Genomic DNA, 18412 nt, shown 5'->3' with positions numbered 1-18412 from the left:
ATGGAGACTAAGGTCTTTACGATCCAGGAAGCACTGGCCAAAGTCGTGGGTAACCAGCATCTGACGCGTTCGGAAGCCTCGCAGGTCATGGGAACGATTATGCAGGGAGAAGCTACGGCGGCCCAGATCGGCGCCATTGCTACCGCGCTGCGCATGAAAGGCGAGACGAAGGACGAAATTACAGGCTTCGCCGAAACAATGCGCAGCCATGGCAACCATGTGCAAGCCGGCTCTGGCGAACTGCTGGATACATGTGGTACGGGAGGCTCCGGCATTCATAAGTTTAACATTTCGACGGCCTCCTCGATTATTGCTGCTGCAGCCGGCATACGCGTGGCGAAGCACGGCAACCGGGCCATGTCCGGCAAGACCGGCAGCGCCGATGTATTGGAGGCTCTCGGCGTTCAGATCAGCTTGACGCCCGAACAGGCATCCGCGTGTCTGCATGATATCGGCATCTGCTTCATGTTCGCCCAATTGTATCATCCATCGCTTCGGCATGCCGCTGCGCCGCGCCGCGAATTAGGCATTCGCACGATCTTCAATATGCTGGGGCCGCTGACGAATCCGGCAGGCGCTGATCGGCAGTTGTTGGGTTTGTACGATCGAACCCGAACCGAAACGATTGCGGAAGTGCTGGGAGAGCTAGGTCTGTCGCGAGCGCTGGTCGTCAGCAGCCACGATGGACTGGACGAGATCAGCATCTCCGCTCCAACGCAAATATCGGAGCTGCGAGACGGCGTTGTCAGAACATTTGATCTTACGCCCGAAGAGCTCGGCTTGCGCCGTCATCCCATCGGCGAAGTTAAGGGCGGAGAGCCAGCCGTCAACGCCGGCATTATTCGTTCCATCTTCGATGGGAAAGAACGCGGAGCTTATCGCGATATCGTATTGGCCAATGCAGGAGCTTGCATCTACGTAGGCGGCCTCGCCTCTACGCTTGCTGACGGCGTGGAGCTTGCGGCAGAGGTGATCGACCAAGGCAAGGCTATGGCCAAGCTGCAAGAGCTTATTCAAACGACAGGAGAGTTGACACATGTTTCTTGAGCGAATCGTAACAACCAAACGCGCCGAGGTGGAAGAATTGGCGGGCCGATTCTGGTTATCCGATATTGAAAGACGTATTGCCGAAATGGAAGCTTGCCGTGGCTTTGAGCAAGCGCTTAGACCCGATGGCCGCCGCAGAAGCATGGGACTTATCGCCGAGGTCAAAAAGGCATCGCCGTCCAAGGGATTGATTCGGGAGGACTTCGAGCCGGCCGGTCTGGCACGGGCTTACGAAGAAGCAGGCACCGACTGCATATCCGTTTTGACGGATCGCGATTACTTTCAGGGTCATAACGATTTCTTGACGCTTGTCAAACATACGGTCAACGTTCCTTTACTGCGCAAGGACTTTATTATCGACTACCGACAAATTTACGAGGCGCGTCTCATCGGCGCGGATGCCATTTTGTTGATCGCAGCCATTCTGACGACGGAGCAATTGTCGGAGTTCTACGAGCTGGCACGCGCGTTAGGGATGGATGTGCTGGTCGAGGTACACGACGAGGAGGAATTGGATCGGGTGCTGTCGCTGAAAAAAGCGACACTGATCGGCATTAACAACCGCAATCTTAAAACATTCGTAACGGATCTCGGGACAACGGAGAGATTGATCGGCATGATGCCTGCCGGAGTAACGATCATTAGTGAAAGCGGCATTGCAGGCCCGGCTGATATGGCCTATCTCCAGTCCGCGGGAGCGCATGGCGTATTGATCGGCGAACACTTTATGCGTCAGAGCATTGTGCGCGACGCGGTTGAGGATTTGATGGGGCCGGTGCGGGGATGATGAATTCTCCAACACGGATCAAAATATGCGGATTAAGGGATGTGCCAACCATCGAGTCGATGGACGGTCTTCCTTTCCACGAGATGGGCTTTGTATTTGCGCCAAGCAAGCGGCAAGTGTCAATCGACGAGGCTCCTGCATTGCTTGCTGCTGCGGGACGTATTGGGGCTGCGGAAGGCAAGCCGCCGGTCACGGTAGGCGTATTTGTCAATATGCCGCTTGCCGAGATGCATGAACTGCTGGCGGCAGCGCCTCTGCAAGTCGTCCAATTGCATGGCTCCGAGAGTCCGGACTATTGCCGGGCGCTGAAGAACAGACATCCTGACATCGGAATTTGGCGGGTGTTCTCCGTAGGCAAAAGCGATGGTCAGGTAAGGGAACAACACGCTTCGTTGCGGGAATACGCCTTTAGCCAACTGGAGGAATACCGCGGCTTGCTTCATGCTGTGCTGATCGACGCACCGGGAGGCGGTACCGGGCAGCCTTTCGATTGGCAGGCCATTGACGCCTACAAACAAGCGGCTGCGCGTTTCGATCTGCCCTTGTACGTGGCGGGCGGCTTGCGCGAAGAGAATGTTGGAGAGCTCGTCCGCGGCTATTCGCCGGGCGGCGTTGACGTTTCGAGCGGCGTAGAAAGCGATGGACGGAAGGATATTACCAAAATAAGAGCATTCGTGAGAAAGGTGATTGAATCATGACACAGATTCCAGATGCAAGCGGCAGATTCGGCAAGTTCGGCGGCCGATATGTGCCAGAGACGTTGATGAACGCCCTGCTTGAGCTTGAAGAGGCTTATACCCATTATTCCAAGGACCCTGAATTTCAACGCGAGGTTCGCGAGTTGCTGCACCGTTATTCCGGCCGCCCTACTTCGCTTTATTACGCAAAACGGCTGACCGAGCAGCTTGGCGGGGCCAAGGTGTACTTGAAGCGGGAGGACTTGAACCATACGGGCGCCCACAAAATCAACAACACGATAGGCCAGGGCGTCCTTGCCAAACGAATGGGCAAAACGAAAATTATCGCGGAAACAGGCGCGGGCCAGCACGGCGTTGCCTCGGCTACGATCGCCGCACTGCTTGGACTGGAATGCAAGGTGTTTATGGGCGAAGAGGATATGAAGCGCCAGCAGCTTAACGTTTTCCGGATGAATCTGCTGGGCTCCGAGGTCGTACCGGTCACTTCCGGCACAAAAACGCTAAAGGATGCCTGCAACGAGACGCTGCGCTACTGGGTCAGCCATGTCGACGATACGTACTACATTTTAGGCTCGGCTACAGGCCCGCATCCGTATCCCATGATGGTTCGCGACTTCCAGCGGATTATTGGCGACGAGTCCCGCGAGCAGATCCTTGGCCTCGAAGGCCGTCTTCCGGATTACGTCGTTGCTGCCGTCGGCGGCGGAAGCAATGCCATGGGCATCTTCTATCCGTTCGTTAATGACGACGGCGTTCGTCTGCTCGGCGTGGAGGCTGCTGGACGCGGCGTTGATACAGATGAGCATGCCGCAACCATGACGAAGGGCCGCCACGGCGTATTCCAGGGCTCCTTAAGCTATGTCCTGCAGGATGATCATGGCCAGGTCCTTCCGGCGCATTCTATTTCCGCCGGCTTGGATTATCCCGGAATCGGACCGGAGCACGCTTATCTAAAGGACTCGGGCCGTGCCGAATATGTGCCGATCACGGATGCTGAAGCGCTGGACGCGCTGCAGCTGCTGTCTCGCACGGAAGGCATCATTCCGGCGCTGGAATCGGCGCATGCCATCGCGCAGACGTTAAAACTGGCTCCAACGCTGGATAAGGACAAAGTAATCGTGGTCTGCTTATCGGGCCGCGGCGACAAAGATGTCGAATCGATTATGGGATATTTGGGAGGCAACAACGATGAATCTCATTGATGCGAAATTTGCTAGCTTGAAGCGCGAGGGCCGATCGGCGCTTATGCCTTTCATTACGGTCGGGGATCCCGATCTGGATACGACGCTTGAGCTTATAAAGGAGATGGAGCGTGCCGGAGCGGACATGATCGAGCTTGGGGTGCCGTATTCCGATCCGCTTGCGGACGGTCCGGTTATACAGCGAGCATCCGAGCGGGCGCTTAAAGGAACGGTGACGCTGGCGGATTGTATCGGCATTGCAGAGCGCGCGCGCGAAGCCGGCGTACAAATACCTCTCATTCTGTTTACTTACTTCAATCCTGTGCTTCAATACGGTCTGGATGCATTCTTCGAGCTTGTCGTCGCGAAAGGAATCAGCGGTCTTATTATTCCCGATCTGCCAATCGAAGAGGATCAAGAGGTGCGCGAGCTGGCCGAAGGGGCGAATATCCATTTGATCCCGCTCGTAGCGCCAACTTCGCAGGACCGCGTGAAACGGATTGCAAGCAAGGCGAGAGGCTTCGTCTATTGCGTTTCCTCGTTGGGCGTAACGGGCGTCCGGGCGGATTTCCATAGCGGCATTGAACAATTCCTTGCCACTGTCCGGGAAGCAACCGATCAGCCCATCTGCATCGGGTTCGGTATTTCCAGCCGCGAGCAGGTTGCGCGGTTCGAGCGGATCTGCGACGGCGTAGTGGTGGGCAGCGCAATCGTCAGGCAGATTGAGGAGCAGCTGCCGCTGCTGCAAAACTCAGATACAAGGGAGCAAGGGCTGCGTCTGGTCGGTCAATTCGTTGCTTCACTGAAAGGCTGACAGCCATGTTTTATGCTCTCGTGGCGCTAATCGGGAAGATATTCCCGAGCAGCGCCATTTTTTTTGTTTTAACCCTACTACTTTTTGAACAACCTCTTTAAATCGATAAAGAGATATGAGACAATACAAACTAGCAAATATACAGCTGATATCCAAATTGAAGGGGTGAATGACGAAATGCAGCCCAAAAGCAATATCGTCCATCTTCCCGTGTATCAACCGGGGAAACCGATTGAAGACGTGAAGAGAGAATTAGGTTTAAGCGAAGTGATCAAGCTTGCCTCCAATGAAAATCCGAATGGCTGCTCCGAGAAAGCCAAAGCGGCAATTATCGAGAGCGTGTCGAATACGCATATATATCCAGACGGAGCCAGTGTCGAGCTGACGGCTGTATTAGCCGAGAGACTTGGCGTACAGCCGAATCAGATCATCTTCGGAGCGGGATCCAGCGATATTATTTTAATGACCGCACGTGCCTTCCTGGCGCCTGGCGACGAGACGATAATGGCCGACGAAACTTTCTCTCAGTACAAACATAATGCCGAGGTAGAGAATGCGCGCATCGTCGAAGTGCCGCTCAGAGATGGCCGTCATGACTTGCCGGCGATGCTGGCGAAGGTTACGCCGCGCACGAAAGTGTTGTGGGTCTGCAATCCTAACAATCCGACGGGGACGATCGTCTCGCACGAAGAGCTGTCCGCTTTCTTGAAGTCGGTGCCGACGCATGTATTGGTCGTACTTGACGAAGCATACGGAGAATTTGTATATGACGAATCGTATAGCAACGGCGTGTCGATGCTAAATGAACATCATAATCTTCTCGTGCTGCGTACCTTCTCCAAAATTTACGGTCTTGCGTCGCTTCGTATCGGCTTCGGTGTCGGCCATCCCGACGTCGTTCGCTTTATTAATCAAGTACGCGAACCGTTTAATACAAGCCGAGCCGCGCAAGCTGCAGCAAAGGCATCTCTCGAGGATGACGGCTTCCTGCAAACTTGCCGCGAGAATAACCTGGCAGGCATTCGCTACTTGCAGGCGCAATTCGACGAGATGGGACTTGTTCATTTTCCTGCATTCGGCAACTTTATCATGGTTGATGTGAAACGTCCTTCATCGGAAGTATTCGATGCGCTGCTGCGCCGCGGCATCATCGTTAGAGCACGCTGGACCTACTACCCGAACCATATCCGAGTAAGCGTAGGTACGCAGGCGGAGAACGAGAAGTTTATCTCGGCTCTGGGGCAAGTCTTGCAGGAAGTGACGGTGTAGACCAATCAGGATGATAACTGTTTCTATATTCGGCGTCGGACTTATCGGAGGCTCCATCGCGTTATGCCTTAAGGGAAAGCCGGGCATAAAAGTGATCGGCTTTTCCAATCGTCCGGCTTCGGTCGAAAAATATTTGCAACGAGGCGTTGTAGACGAAGGCACGACCTCTGTGCAAGAAGCTGCAGAAGCTGCGGACTTTATTTTCTTGTGTGTGCCGGTCGGCATGATGCAGGAGTATCTGGATCAGATCAACACGTTCAATCTCAAAAAGGGATGCATCGTTACGGATGTTGGCAGTACGAAGTCTTCTGTGACGACTTATGCGGAAACCCTCAAGTTAAGCAACGCCGTGTTCATCGGCGGTCATCCAATGGCCGGCTCAGAACGAACAGGCGTAGAGGCTGCCTCGTACCATCTCCTGGAGAATGCCTTCTACGTACTAACGCCTAGCGATTCTGCGACGCCAGAGTCGGTAGAGCGGCTCACTGAGCTGCTGTCGCACACAAGAGCGAATATTGTAAAGGTGGATGCCGAGTCCCATGATGATATTGTGGGCGCTATCAGCCATCTTCCTCATATCATCGCTGTAGCGCTTGTCAATCAAGTTCGAGGATATAATGAACACAACGGCTTATACGAATCGCTTGCGGCCGGAGGCTTCCGCGATATTACGCGGATAGCTTCCGGCGATCCCGCTCTGTGGCGAGACATTCTGATCGATAATCGGCAAGTGCTCTTGAAGCTGCTTGGCGACTGGAAGTCGGAGATGGAAGGTTTTGCGAAGATGCTGGAAGAGATGGACGGCGCCGGCATCGAACAATCGTTCCGTACGGCTGGCGACTTCCGCAGCCGAATGCCAGAGCGTCGGAAGGGCATGATACATTCCGTATATGATTGTTATGTCGACGTTCCCGATCATCCCGGCATCATCGGAAGAATCGCGACGGAGCTAGGAAACAATCGGATTAACCTCAGCAATCTTCAGATCATAGAGAGCAGGGAGGATGTGCCCGGCGTGCTCCGGCTGTCCTTCAGGACGCAGGATGATTTGGACGGGGCCATCGCGCTGCTGGATCGAACGGGTTACGCTGTCCATCAATAACGTTTCCAGCTTGCAACGAGAACTCTCCGGCTGCCCTATCGGGAAGACCGGAGAGTTTTTTCAAAAGAATCAAAATGCCATAAGATGCCGAAAGAAAAATGAAAGCGCTTATTGACAAACTGGAAGCGTATACATATAATAAAAGTACAGTATGGTTTCTCTCCACTCCTATCCAATACTTCAGCGTTCGGCATGAATGCTGGCCACTCCTCGGAGTGGTTTTTTTTTTGCCGTTTTTTCGTTATCGGAACTCAATCGCTAGTTATTGGAACAAAAGGGGGATGAAGGATAAATATCCTTTTTGTCGAAAGAAGCAGGAATTTGATAATGGAACTCGAATACTTAATTACCGCGGCCTCGATTCACAATTTCTGAAGTCGACCGCAACTTTTGGCTCCCGTACCAGTACAATGTTACAGGTGGTCCGGGAATAACCTGCAGGTGGAGGAGGTTCGCCTGTCATGACTGATTCCCAGCTTATACGTGAGATAAAGGATGGCAATGTCGACCTGTACTCCGAGCTAATGAGCCGGTATCAGCGTAAGATTATGGCCTTTATCTTCCATATGCTGAAGAGCTCGAAGCTGGAATTGCTTGCCGAGGATTTATGCTCAGAAACATTCTATAAAGCCTATCGGAGTTTGCATTCCTTCAGGGAGATGGACGCTTCATTTTCGACATGGTTGTATACGATTGCGCGCAATACGGTGCTAAGCGAGCTGCGCAAAAGCAAGGCGGCTAACGTCTCGCTGGATGAAGCCGGCTTTGAGCCGCTGGCGTCGCCGGATTTGGCGCCCGAGCAGCAATTGCTGCGCAACGAGCGAATGACCATGGTGAGGGATGCCATTAACAATCTGCCTGAGAAACAGCGCTCCGCGCTCATTCTGCGAGAATATGACCAACTCGATTACCAAGAGATCGCAAGCATTCTGGGACAATCGGTCAGCTCCGTCAAGTCGCTTCTGTTCCGTGCAAGAGCCAGCGTGAAGTCGCAGCTCGAGCCGTATTTCGGAGGAATGACATCGATGGAGCCATTCGAGGGGATGAATATAAGATGAGATGTGCGGAAGTTCAGGATAAACTCCCGATGTACGGAGACATGTCCGAGAACGACGGGATTCGAATTGAGATGGAAGCGCACCTGCTGGACTGCCCGGATTGTTCGACGTTGTTCGGCTTATGGGAAGAGAGCGACAGTCTGATCCGGGAGTTATCGGAGCAGGAAGTCGTCATAGGACCTTCCGAGCATGTGACTCGTAACGTGATGGACCGCATTTATGCAGAACAATCGTGGTTCATGCCGGTTCCGAGCAAAAGCTATCAATTTTCCAAGTCGTTCCGGCGCAACATGTCGATATTGATCGCGGCATGTATGGCGATGTTTGCCGTCGCTTTCTTTGTATTCGTATTCGATTACAGGGATGCGCCCACCCAGGCTCAAATGCAAGCAATGACCGGGCTTATTGATACGGCTAAAGCTTCGGGAGACGATGTGTTCGGCGCTACCGGCTTTTACGCGGAAGTACCGGTTGCCAGTATCAGCGATCCATTCGTCTTGCAGGTAGTGCCGACATTCCCGCAATATTACGTCGCACTCTCGCTTCTGGGCCTGGTGATGGCGCTTCTCATTATGAACTGGCTGTCCCGTACGCGGCACTGATCGAACCTACGGCAAGACGCACGCAGACAGAAGGAGTGAAATCCATTGTTCATCGGATTGGTTAGGCATGGAGAAACAGATTGGAATGCCGCAGGCATACTGCAAGGTCAGACGGATATTCCGCTCAACGAGAGAGGTTTGAAGCAAGCTGCTGCTCTTGCGGAAAGACTGAGTACGGAGCAAAAAATCTGGGATGTCGTGTTATCCAGCGACTTGGTCCGTGCCCGGAAAACAGCGGAAATTATTGCAGACCGGCTGCAAGTGCCGTTGCTCGCGCCGGATACAAGGCTGCGAGAACGTTATTTCGGCGAGGTTGAAGGAACGACAGAGCCGCAGCGAGTCGAAAAGTGGGGAGCAGACTGGCGCAGTCTGAAGTTAGGCGCGGAATCTGATACGGAGATGCGGGCGAGAGGGATGAGCTTGATCACTGAGCTGGCGCGAGCGGAAGAAGCGAGCAACATTCTTATCGTATCGCACGGCAGCTTCATCGCCCATCTGCTGCAAGCGATGTGCTCCACGCTTCAAGATCAACGCCTCGGCAATTTGTCTTACTCGATCCTGTCGTTGAACGAAGAGAAGTGGGAGCCGGTCCTTCATAATTGTACGCAACACCTGGATACCGTGAAGCAATAAAAAAACCGCTATTCGTCCACATGGACGAATGAGCGGTTTTTTTGTTTGGAAATGATGCAACTCCAAGACTTGTGAACAAAAGGTTAAAAAATCTAACAGACACCAGCATCGCTATTTGTCTGATTATTAACGTCAACCCAGTCTAACGGACAGGAAAAACACTATTGGGCCGTAATGGAGCCAATTTGCGTTATGATGATGCGAATAAGGTCGTGTAAGAGGCTGTCGATTCATTGTGAGTAACGGAGCTGAAACGTTCTGCTTTCGCTAACGGACCTCAGAGCCTCTGTTTGCAGCATTATCGCGATATTGAAAATCTAATGGACTCAGATGACGCTATTTGGTGCATTTCCGCCCATTCTATGCGGTTTTGACGGAAATAAGGTCGTCTGTGTCCGTAACAATTTGAACAGGCCCCATTATTGCGAAATAGCGACTGTGGCGTCCGTTACAATCAGCCTTTAATTCACTGCGCAGCATACCAGACTGCGGCTAACGAGCTTTAGCTGTAATGGGGGAAATTGGTTGGCGGTGCGAACGAGCAGCTGTAGTCGTTAAAAACGCCGATGGATCGGAAAGTAACTCCAATTAGCAGCCATGAGCGTTAGTAACGCTTATAGGTCCAAAAAGTAGGTGAAAAATCGGGTTGAGCGCCTAAATGAGGCAAAAAACCTATTTCGTTCGTCACAATTGCCAGATAGCGGCCAATCTGTTCTTGAAACAAGACCAAGGACACTCTCTCTCCCTATGAGGTATTAAAATTCGGAATTGTCCAATAATGGGAATAAAACCTTTGAGCGATCGCCATGAAAATATTTTCTACCGATCCGCGAAGAAAGGAGTAACCCATGAACCTATCGGATATGCTCGGATACGCGGATATCGGCCAGCTCAGTCGAATAGCGGATGTGTATAAGTGCGAGTGCAACGGCAATTCCAAAAATGAGCTTATCCAGTCCATTCTGGCAAGAGTAAGCCGTCATGACGTATTCGAGGAGCAGATCGACGTCATGAAGCTCGAGGAAATGCGATTTCTGAACTCGTTGTTGTTCGAAGCGCGCGAATCGTACAGTCTGGAGGATTTGATCGCGAGAGTTCAGCAATCACGTTTTGGCATCGAGCAGATTGCGGCTCCCGAGAAGCCAACATCCAAAGCAAAGCGAGGCAAAAAAAATGTAGTGCCTGCGCCGCCGCCAAGTCCTAGAGACGTGATTGCGCGCTTCAAGCATCAGGGTTGGTTATTCAATGGCTTCAGCGGACCCAATCGTTACTTGTTTCAAGTGCCGCGCGATTTGAAGACGAGATTTAAAGAGACGCTTCAACGCCGATTCGCGAAGGAGCTCGTCTATACGGATGATCCGCCGATGTACAGAGACGAGCAGGACCTCATGACAGAAGATATCAAGCATCTGCTGCACTACGTGCACCATAATGAAATACAGCTGACAGCAGATGGCTCGATGTACAAGCGGTTTTTACTGCAGCTTCTGGACCGAATGAGCGTGCGGGAGGAACTGCCTGGCAAAGGAGCATGGCGCTTCGGGTACGGCCGCCACTTTAATGTGTATCCAGATCGTTTCTCGCTGCTGTACGATTTCTGTGCCAGCAACGGCTATCTCAGCGAAAAAAACGAATGCCTTTCCGTCACCGACAAAGGACTAGAGCGTCTTAAGGGAGTACCGCCCGAGGAGCGAGAGGCACTATACGCTTATTGGCTCCGCCTGTACAAGGGGCCCGTAGCGAATCTCTTGTCGCTCGTTCATTGGATAGGAGCGCTCGCTGGAGAATGGGTCAGCGCGGATTCGATCAAAAAGGTGCTGCTACCTTTCGTAAAACCTTATTATTACGATGATGCCGACGCGATTATGGAGCGAAGGATCTTGACGGTTATGATGCATCTGGGGTTGCTGAGACTTGGGGAGCATCCCGTGTACGGCACGGTTGTAAGGATGACGAAAGCAGGAGAAGCAATCGTCTCGGGAAAGGGATTGAAGCTGGCCCATTGACTTTGATTTCGCCAATTGGTAAAATCTCTCCCACCAATAGAGGTAGAGAAGGGAGAGTATATACAATATGTTCATACCTTACAAGGGAATCGTTCCGGCGTTTGAAAAAGACTGCTATGTGGCAGAGGGAGCGCGGATCATTGGCGACGTATCCATGGGAGCTTTCGGCACCGTATGGTTCAATGCTGTTCTAAGAGGCGATCTGGCGCCAATCCGCATCGGTGAACGCTGCAATATACAGGATAACGTAGTAGGGCATGTCAATACAGATCAGCCGCTTATACTGGAAGATGAAGTGTCGGTCGGCCACAGCGCCATCATCCATGGATGCAAGGTGGGCAGAGGCACATTAATCGGAATGGGGGCAATCGTACTAAACGGCGCCGACATCGGTGAATATGCTTTAATAGGGGCCGGTTCGATTGTTACGGAGAACAAGAAGGTACCATCCTATACGCTTTCGCTCGGAACGCCTGCCAGAGTCGTAAGAGAATTGACAGATGACGATTTGCAGCGAATGAGAAGGACGATGGAAAGCTACGTAACGAAAGGAATCGAATATAGGATCTCATGAGCCGATGTGGAGGTGTATCCTATGGACAAAATGAAAGTAACGTACGAGGCGATGCTAGCTTTGGCAGCAGAGATGGTGCTGGACGAAGCGGTGCTCAAATTTCAAACAAAGCAGTTGCACCACGCCATCGATAAGGCGCTTGCAGACGGCGATGAGGATACGTTCTACCGTCTAGTCAAGCAACTGAATGAGCTGAAACAATAGAGCAAAGAAGCTTCCTGGCAGGTCGGAACATTCCGCACTGGCGTATGGAAGCTTTCTTTTGTAGAATGGTAAGGACAGGATGGGAGAGGAAAAAAGAAACGGGGAATTCGGAATGAAATTCAGTGAAATCGAAAATGAGCAGTGGGACGAGCTGTCGCCCTATCTGGACACCTGCCTGCTGCCCGTAACGGGCTTGACGGGGGGAGAGTCGCCTTACGAAGCTACTGAGAAGCTGGAGAAGCTCAGAGACGTGCTGGATCTTGTCGAGATCCCTTTTAAGGGCAGGGTCGTAACTTATCCGGCTTGTCATTATTTAGCTAAAGCAGAGGCGGCAGGAGCCTTCTTGGCAGGGTACGTCGATAAACTTAGGGATGCGGGATTTGCATACATTATCATCGCAACCGCCAACCCGCTGCTGGACATGACCCTATCCGGCGCTGATCTCATTTTGCAAACGGATGATAACGGCGAAGGACTCCAGCCTGCATTCGTGAGTTCACAAATTAGAGAGCTATGGGGTGGCGGATCTCCTTCATAATGCCATGGTTTCCGTATAATATGATCGAATTATGGGGAAAACAAATGCCATAGCAGGTCAAATGTGACAAATTGACAACAAATTATTGAACGCCATTTCCAGAATGACGCAAATATCGGGCCATATTCTTGACGCTCCCAAGCACCTAGGCTATTATAAGTAATGTCCTAGTTCGTCATGTGTTTTTGCCGTGCGGCAAGACGCGAGATATGGTTGGCAAAGGGGGGTTAGAACAGAAGATGAGTAATCATGAACAACACGAGACGTCGCATCGTCCCGTTCAGCGTAAAGAAATGTCCCGGCGTCAATTCCTGTCATACACGCTTGGCGGAACAACGGCTTTTATGATGGGCGGTGCCGTGCTGCCGATGGTTCGCTTTGCGGTAGATCCTCTTCTTAAGAAGAAGGGAGAAGGCACGTTCGTAAAGGTTATCGAAGAAAGCAAGATAACGAACGAACCGCAGGAATTTAAATTTAAAATTCACCAGGTCGATGGATGGTACGAAAGCGAACCGGAGCTGGTTGCTTGGATCTCCAAGAACGAGCAAGGAGAAGTTTTCGCGCTGTCTCCAATCTGTAAGCATCTAGGCTGCACGATAGCCTGGAACGCGAAAGGGAAAAACGAATACGACTGTCCGTGTCACGACGCGCGTTACTCGAAGGACGGCAAGAACATTACCGTCGCGAATACGCCGCTAGACGAGTATGACGTCATGATCGACCAAGGCTTTATTTATCTAGGAGCCATCAAACCGAACACTAGAGTCTAAGGAGGGCGTATTTCAGATGTTTAAGAATGTATACAACTGGATCGACGAACGTCTTGACATTACGCCGCTTTGGAGAGACGTGGCGGACCATGAAGTTCCGGAGCATGTTAACCCGGCGCATCACTTCTCCGCATTTGTCTATTGCTTCGGTGGCTTGACGTTTTTTATCACGGTTATTCAGATTCTGTCGGGCATGTTCCTGACGATGTATTATGTGCCGGATATTATTAACGCTTACGCGAGCGTTGACTTCCTGCAACACCAGGTTGCCTTCGGACAAATTGTTCGCGGCATGCACCATTTCGGCGCAAGCTTGGTTATTGTAATGATGTTCCTACATACACTTCGCGTCTTCTTTACCGGCTCCTATAAGGCGCCGCGCGAGATGAACTGGGTAGTCGGAATGCTGATTTTCTTCATTATGCTGGGCCTGGGCTTTACGGGCTACCTGCTTCCATGGGATAACAAAGCTTACTACGCAACTAAGGTAGGGGTTGAAATCGCTGCATCCGTACCGTACATCGGATCGTACATCGCCGACTTCCTGTACGGGGGCGACATCGTAGGCGCGCAGACGCTGACTCGATTCTTCGCGATTCACGTATTCTTCCTGCCTGGCGCACTGATCGCCATGCTGGCGGCGCATTTCCTGATGATCCGGAAGCAAGGCATTTCAGGACCACTTTAAGCGAAGGAGGGCTATCTTATGGCGCATGGTCATAAATCGAACGAGAAAGTCGTATACGTTGGCGACTCTCGTGTCAAGAAAGGCGCAGGCATCCAGACGCCTCCCGACTACACTTCGTTCCCGGGCAAGTCGGAAGCCTTCATCCCGAACTTCCTGCTTAAGGAATGGATGGTCGGCTGCGTCGTGCTTGTGGGATTCCTGGCATGGACGATCGCGGAGCCGGCTCCGCTGGGTTATCCCGCGGATCCAACGAACACCGCGTTTATCCCGATGCCGGACTGGTACTTCTTGTTCCTGTACCAATTTCTAAAATATCCGTACGTATCGCAAGATTATGTATTGCTCGGTACGATGGGCGTACCTGCTATCATGTTTGGAGCTTTGCTACTGGCTCCGTTCCTGGATACAGGCAAAGAACGCCGTTTCTACCGTCGTCCGATTGCTTCTTCTCTTATGTTGCTGTCCTTGGCAGCATGCATATACTTGACAGTCGTATCATGGGACCACTACCAGCATATGCTGGATCAGAACGGTCAAACACCGGAACATCACGTTCGCGCGGACAAAGCGAAAGAAGCGATCGAACGCGGCGAACCGAGACCGAATCCGCTTAAGAAGGCTGCAGCCTTTATCGAACCCGATGATCCTGCAGTAGCGATTATTCAAGCGCAATGCATCGGCTGTCACGCAGCTGATCTTAACGGCGGTGCTGGACCTGCTTTGCTCGGTATCGGTAATCGTCTCAGCAAAGAAGAGATTGCGGACACGATTACGAACGGTCGAAATGCAATGCCAGCTTACAATGGTCAACTGTCTACTGAAGAAATTGACTCCATTGCGGTTTGGCTGACCAAACAGACTCAATAATTAATCGTCAAGAACCTGATCGGTAATATACGGTCAGGTTCTTTTTGAAAGGAAGAACGTTATGGGGATCTCCTTCTTCTGGAGCAAAGGTTTTCTGCTCAATCGATCATTTCTGTGGCTGTTGTTTATTTGCAACTTGCTCGGTACGATATACGGGTACATTTGGTATGACAGCCAATTGCAGTGGACAGCTGCCAACAAGCCGCTGTGGACGCTGCCGTTTGTACCGGATTCACCGACTGCAAGTTTATTCTTTACTATGTCACTATTATATCTGCTATTCCCCATTACGAAACCTACCCGCATCGCCAATATGGCAAGGGTCCTTGTCGAAGCGCTGGCTGTCGTCACATCCGTCAAATACGGGATTTGGGCGGTCTCGATGATCGTAGCCGGGGCAGCGCAAGGAGACGTGTTAAATTGGACCCATTACATGCTGATCGTCTCTCATTTGGCAATGGCGGTCGAAGCGCTGCTATATGTCAGGTTTATGAAAGCCGGTACGGCGGCGTTTGCCGTGGCGTTAGGTTGGCTGCTGATTAACGACACCGTGGATTACACGCTTAACGTCAATCCCTGGCTGCCGGACGAGCTTGAAGACGACAGAGCCGCAGTCGAGCTGTTTACGTATGGGCTTTCGCTGGCGAGTTTTGCCGCGGCCTGGTTAGCGGGCCGATTCCGCAAATCCTGATCCCTCTGTCATAAGCTTGGACAACTCCTCATAGTATGGTCTATGGGGGGAGATGTTCGTGAGAATACGGGTTGCAGTTCCATTTATCATATGTATCTTCATGACAATCGGATCGGCGAGCGTCGTCTGGGGAGGAGCGGGAGCGACTTCTCAGGCACTGTCTTTGTTTTCGGGGAAGCCTTACGATTCGTTATATCGGATGGACGAGATAGGGATTGCGTTGTATAATGCCGCCATAAATAATAATCGTCAGTCTGCTTATATGCAAGTGCAGAAGCTGCAAAAAGGAATGAGCAATAAGCTGTTGCTTTCCTATGGTTATGCAGAGGGCTGGAATGCAGTAGCAGCCGATCTGACCGCCATTGAAACGGCGCTTTCGAGGAGCGCGCCAGGCAACGAATGGCGGGAGCTTGCCGTCAAAGTCCGATTGTCTCTGGATGCCGTCGTCAGCGGCAATGGCTCCTTGTGGCTGCAATACGATTATTTGCTGCGAGAGGATGTCGCCTTGATAGGACAAGCCTTAAAGAGAAGCACGAACGATACGAAAGCGGCAGCTAATGCAGCAGGCGCGCTGCTTGAGACGATGCGGATGCATGTGTTTCGGATGGACGCGGCAGCTGCCATCAGCGGCCACAGCATGCGTACTCAAGAGCTGATACAACGAATGGACTACGTGGACAAGAGGATAAATGCGCTTAAAACGGATAGGGGATCCAGCGCAGCGACGTCTCTCAGAAACGCGCTGGAATCGCTGGACGGGGCAGTTGCCGTGTTGGATAACATCTTCCGAAAAGAAACCGGCGATATGCCAGCCTTAGCTCCGGCTACTGCTGTATATCCCCTGCGTTGGGCTTTCTTTATGGGGACGATGATATCGGCAGTTCTGACCTATGTGGGCTGGAGAAAATACCGCCAGATGCCTTACGGAGTCAAATCCATAAAATAATTTTAAAGGGTAGTAGTTCAATTGCTATTCTTCCTTAAAGCCTTCACCAAAAACGTCATGAACATCGGTAATAACGATAAACGCTCGGGGATCGATATTGCGTACAATGCTTTTGAGGCGGCGGGTTTCGTACCGTCCCACGACGCAATAGACGATCTCTTTGCTTTGCCCGGAGAATGCCCCCTTAGCCGGCATCAGGGTAACCCCCCGTTCCAGTTCAACCGTGATGCGGTCCGCGATTGCCTTGCTATGATCCGAAATAATGGAGGCTGATTTGGCGGAATAGGCGCCGTCCTGGATAAAATCGATGATCTTGGATGCGATGAATACAACAACTAACGTATAAAGTACCTTCTCTAGCGATATGTAGATCAAGGAGACGCCGATTATCACCGCATCGAATACAAGGATGATCTGTCCCATGCTGAAGCCTCGCCTTGACAAAATTCTGGCTATAATGTCAATGCCGCCTGTGGTGCCGCCGAATCGGAAGACGATGCCGAGACCCGCTCCTAAGGTGGCTCCCGCGTATAGCGCAATAAGCATGTTATCGTTGGAACTGTGGAACGGAATGATCCAATGGTTCCGGATGAGTAATTCGAACAACGCCAGGAACAACGACAGGGAGACAGTGCCGATAATCGTATAAAGCATCTGCAGCTTGCCGAGAGCCTTCCAGCCAAGCAGGAACAGGGGAATGTTCAATACCAGTGTCGTAACGGAGAGAGGCCATCCCGCTGCATAGTTCAACAGAACTCCGATACCGGTTACCCCGCCTTCCATTAAGGAATTGGGCAGCAGGAAATATTGAAGGCCGAATGCGTAGACGGCTGTACCGACGAGGATGGGCAATATGATTCTGGCTTGGGACATGATGCGGTTCACGGAACAGAAAACCCCCTTCGGTTTGTAAGCGGTTGTTGCTCTTAGTATGGCTAATTTACAGCCTTGAAAAAACATTGATTTTCGCCCGAGCAATACGGTAACATAGAAAAGAATAGCGATTGACAGGAAAGGAAGCGCAGTCATGAGTGAAAAGTCATTGGCGGATATTCAACGCGAAGTTGACGATTATATCTCGCAATTTAAGGAAGGATACTTTAGCCCGCTGTCATTAATGGCCCGCTTGTCGGAAGAAGTCGGGGAGCTGGCCAGGGAAATTAACCATAAATATGGCGAAAAACCAAAAAAAGCAGACGAAGCGGACAACAGTGTCGAGATGGAGCTTGGGGACATCCTGTTTATTTTATCATGTTTCGCAAATTCACTCGACATCGATCTGACAGAAGCCCATAATAAAGTGATGCACAAGTTCAACACGCGTGATGCGAACCGCTGGACGAAGAAATAAAAACGAACTGTAAGCAAGCTCCCGACATATGCTGTACCATCAATCCTGTACAAGGAGGAAGGGACGGATATGGACGGGGAAAGCTGCATACGCAAGGCGTACGACTACATTCTTCACGGCGATTTCGAAAGCGCGATTCATTGGTTCGAGCTCGCGATCAAGGCGGAGCCGGACAATGCCGGCTATTATCATAAATGCGCGGTTTCCTGCGCCAGAAGCAATAAGTGGACCAAGGCAAAACATTACTCGGACACGGCTATCGCGCTTGAGCCGGACAACGACGAATATATTTATTATTCGGAGTTGATTCGCTCCAAGCTGCTGCTTGAGGAGGTCGACGTACTGCTCGCATCGGTACCGCCGCGGCTTCTGGAAGCGGGAGATAAGCTTGCGGAAGCGATCTCGCTTGATCCGTTAAGCTTTGACGGTTTTTATACGCTTGCGATGGTGCGCTATACGGAAGGCGATTACGAACGTGCCGGCAAGCTTGTCAAGGAAGCTTTGAAGCTGGACCCTCAGCATGCAGCGGCACGACGGCTGTACGCCGACACGAGGCGGAAGAAAAGGAAGAATAGCAAAGGATAGG

At 51.7% G+C, this 18412-nt stretch carries 22 protein-coding genes; 21 read left to right on the top strand and 1 reads right to left on the bottom strand.

Features of this window, described 5'->3' with window-relative positions; translation table 11 throughout:
• The 19 genes from trpD to H7F31_RS22340 all read left to right on the top strand — a co-directional run bounded on the left by trpD (window position 1) and on the right by H7F31_RS22340 (window position 16475).
• Window positions 1-1047, top strand: coding sequence for an anthranilate phosphoribosyltransferase (gene trpD / locus H7F31_RS22430; protein ID WP_187100614.1), 1047 nt, complete (start codon window positions 1-3; stop codon window positions 1045-1047).
• Window positions 1037-1834 (top strand): indole-3-glycerol phosphate synthase TrpC, encoded by a 798-nt coding sequence (gene trpC / locus H7F31_RS22425; RefSeq protein ID WP_187100613.1) that lies wholly within the window; start codon window positions 1037-1039, stop codon window positions 1832-1834. Before trpD ends, trpC begins: the two co-directional genes overlap by 11 nt.
• Window positions 1834-2532, top strand: a complete 699-nt coding sequence (locus tag H7F31_RS22420; RefSeq protein ID WP_187100612.1) for a phosphoribosylanthranilate isomerase — start codon at window positions 1834-1836, stop codon at window positions 2530-2532. Before trpC ends, H7F31_RS22420 begins: the two co-directional genes overlap by 1 nt.
• A complete protein-coding gene (gene trpB, locus H7F31_RS22415) occupies window positions 2529-3734 on the top strand; it encodes a tryptophan synthase subunit beta (RefSeq protein WP_187100611.1) in 1206 nt (401 codons plus the stop codon). The genes H7F31_RS22420 and trpB overlap by 4 nt, the downstream gene beginning before the upstream one ends.
• The gene (gene trpA / locus H7F31_RS22410; RefSeq protein ID WP_187100610.1) at window positions 3721-4527 is read left to right on the top strand and encodes a tryptophan synthase subunit alpha; all 807 of its coding nucleotides are present in this window, start codon (window positions 3721-3723) and stop codon (window positions 4525-4527) included. Before trpB ends, trpA begins: the two co-directional genes overlap by 14 nt.
• A 177-nt stretch (window positions 4528-4704) precedes the next feature.
• Window positions 4705-5796: a histidinol-phosphate transaminase gene (gene hisC, locus H7F31_RS22405; protein ID WP_187100609.1), complete on the top strand. Its 1092-nt coding sequence runs from the start codon at window positions 4705-4707 to the stop codon at window positions 5794-5796.
• Window positions 5797-5806: 10 nt separating this feature from the next.
• A complete protein-coding gene (locus tag H7F31_RS22400) occupies window positions 5807-6898 on the top strand; it encodes a prephenate dehydrogenase (protein ID WP_187100608.1) in 1092 nt (363 codons plus the stop codon).
• Between the two features lie 461 nt (window positions 6899-7359).
• Complete coding sequence (locus H7F31_RS22395; RefSeq protein WP_187100607.1) at window positions 7360-7956, top strand: RNA polymerase sigma factor; 597 nt, start codon at window positions 7360-7362, stop codon at window positions 7954-7956.
• A complete protein-coding gene (locus tag H7F31_RS22390; protein WP_087566984.1) occupies window positions 7953-8558 on the top strand; it encodes an anti-sigma factor family protein in 606 nt (201 codons plus the stop codon). The genes H7F31_RS22395 and H7F31_RS22390 overlap by 4 nt, the downstream gene beginning before the upstream one ends.
• Before the next feature lie 45 nt (window positions 8559-8603).
• The gene (locus H7F31_RS22385; protein ID WP_187100606.1) at window positions 8604-9191 is read left to right on the top strand and encodes a histidine phosphatase family protein; all 588 of its coding nucleotides are present in this window, start codon (window positions 8604-8606) and stop codon (window positions 9189-9191) included.
• 848 nt (window positions 9192-10039) lie between these two features.
• Window positions 10040-11197: a hypothetical protein gene (locus H7F31_RS22380; RefSeq protein WP_187100605.1), complete on the top strand. Its 1158-nt coding sequence runs from the start codon at window positions 10040-10042 to the stop codon at window positions 11195-11197.
• 67 nt (window positions 11198-11264) lie between these two features.
• Entirely contained in the window at window positions 11265-11771 is a 507-nt protein-coding gene (locus H7F31_RS22375) for a gamma carbonic anhydrase family protein (RefSeq protein WP_087566981.1), read from the top strand.
• Window positions 11772-11792: 21 nt separating this feature from the next.
• On the top strand, window positions 11793-11975 hold the full coding sequence (locus H7F31_RS22370; protein WP_087566980.1) for an IDEAL domain-containing protein: 183 nt from the start codon (window positions 11793-11795) through the stop codon (window positions 11973-11975).
• A gap of 112 nt (window positions 11976-12087) precedes the next feature.
• Entirely contained in the window at window positions 12088-12513 is a 426-nt protein-coding gene (locus H7F31_RS22365; RefSeq protein WP_187100604.1) for a DUF2487 family protein, read from the top strand.
• Between the two features lie 239 nt (window positions 12514-12752).
• A complete protein-coding gene (locus H7F31_RS22360) occupies window positions 12753-13283 on the top strand; it encodes a QcrA and Rieske domain-containing protein (protein WP_187100603.1) in 531 nt (176 codons plus the stop codon).
• A gap of 16 nt (window positions 13284-13299) precedes the next feature.
• The gene (qcrB, locus tag H7F31_RS22355; RefSeq protein ID WP_087566978.1) at window positions 13300-13971 is read left to right on the top strand and encodes a menaquinol-cytochrome c reductase cytochrome b subunit; all 672 of its coding nucleotides are present in this window, start codon (window positions 13300-13302) and stop codon (window positions 13969-13971) included.
• 18 nt (window positions 13972-13989) lie between these two features.
• Window positions 13990-14838 (top strand): menaquinol-cytochrome c reductase cytochrome b/c subunit, encoded by an 849-nt coding sequence (locus H7F31_RS22350; protein WP_187100602.1) that lies wholly within the window; start codon window positions 13990-13992, stop codon window positions 14836-14838.
• A 61-nt stretch (window positions 14839-14899) separates the two neighbouring features.
• On the top strand, window positions 14900-15529 hold the full coding sequence (locus H7F31_RS22345) for a DUF1405 domain-containing protein (RefSeq protein WP_187100601.1): 630 nt from the start codon (window positions 14900-14902) through the stop codon (window positions 15527-15529).
• 58 nt (window positions 15530-15587) lie between these two features.
• Entirely contained in the window at window positions 15588-16475 is an 888-nt protein-coding gene (locus H7F31_RS22340; RefSeq protein WP_187100600.1) for a sporulation protein YpjB, read from the top strand.
• Between the two features lie 24 nt (window positions 16476-16499).
• Here H7F31_RS22340 and H7F31_RS22335 read toward each other — a convergent pair whose 3' ends face one another.
• On the bottom strand, window positions 16500-17348 hold the full coding sequence (locus H7F31_RS22335; protein WP_261800547.1) for a YitT family protein: 849 nt from the start codon (window positions 17346-17348) through the stop codon (window positions 16500-16502).
• Window positions 17349-17502: 154 nt separating this feature from the next.
• Here H7F31_RS22335 and H7F31_RS22330 point away from each other — a divergent pair, with 154 nt between their 5' ends.
• Window positions 17503-17826 carry a nucleotide pyrophosphohydrolase gene (locus tag H7F31_RS22330; RefSeq protein WP_087566973.1) on the top strand — a complete coding sequence of 108 codons (324 nt, stop codon included), beginning with the start codon at window positions 17503-17505 and terminating at the stop codon, window positions 17824-17826.
• A 69-nt stretch (window positions 17827-17895) separates the two neighbouring features.
• Window positions 17896-18411 carry a tetratricopeptide repeat protein gene (locus H7F31_RS22325; protein WP_187105479.1) on the top strand — a complete coding sequence of 172 codons (516 nt, stop codon included), beginning with the start codon at window positions 17896-17898 and terminating at the stop codon, window positions 18409-18411.
• Window position 18412 lies beyond the last annotated feature (1 nt).

It is taken from the genome of Paenibacillus sp. PAMC21692, from assembly GCF_014303795.1.
GTDB lineage: Bacteria > Bacillota > Bacilli > Paenibacillales > Paenibacillaceae > Pristimantibacillus > Pristimantibacillus agaridevorans.
Note: the sequence above shows the minus strand (reverse complement) of the source record. Positions and strands in the feature narration are given on the sequence as shown.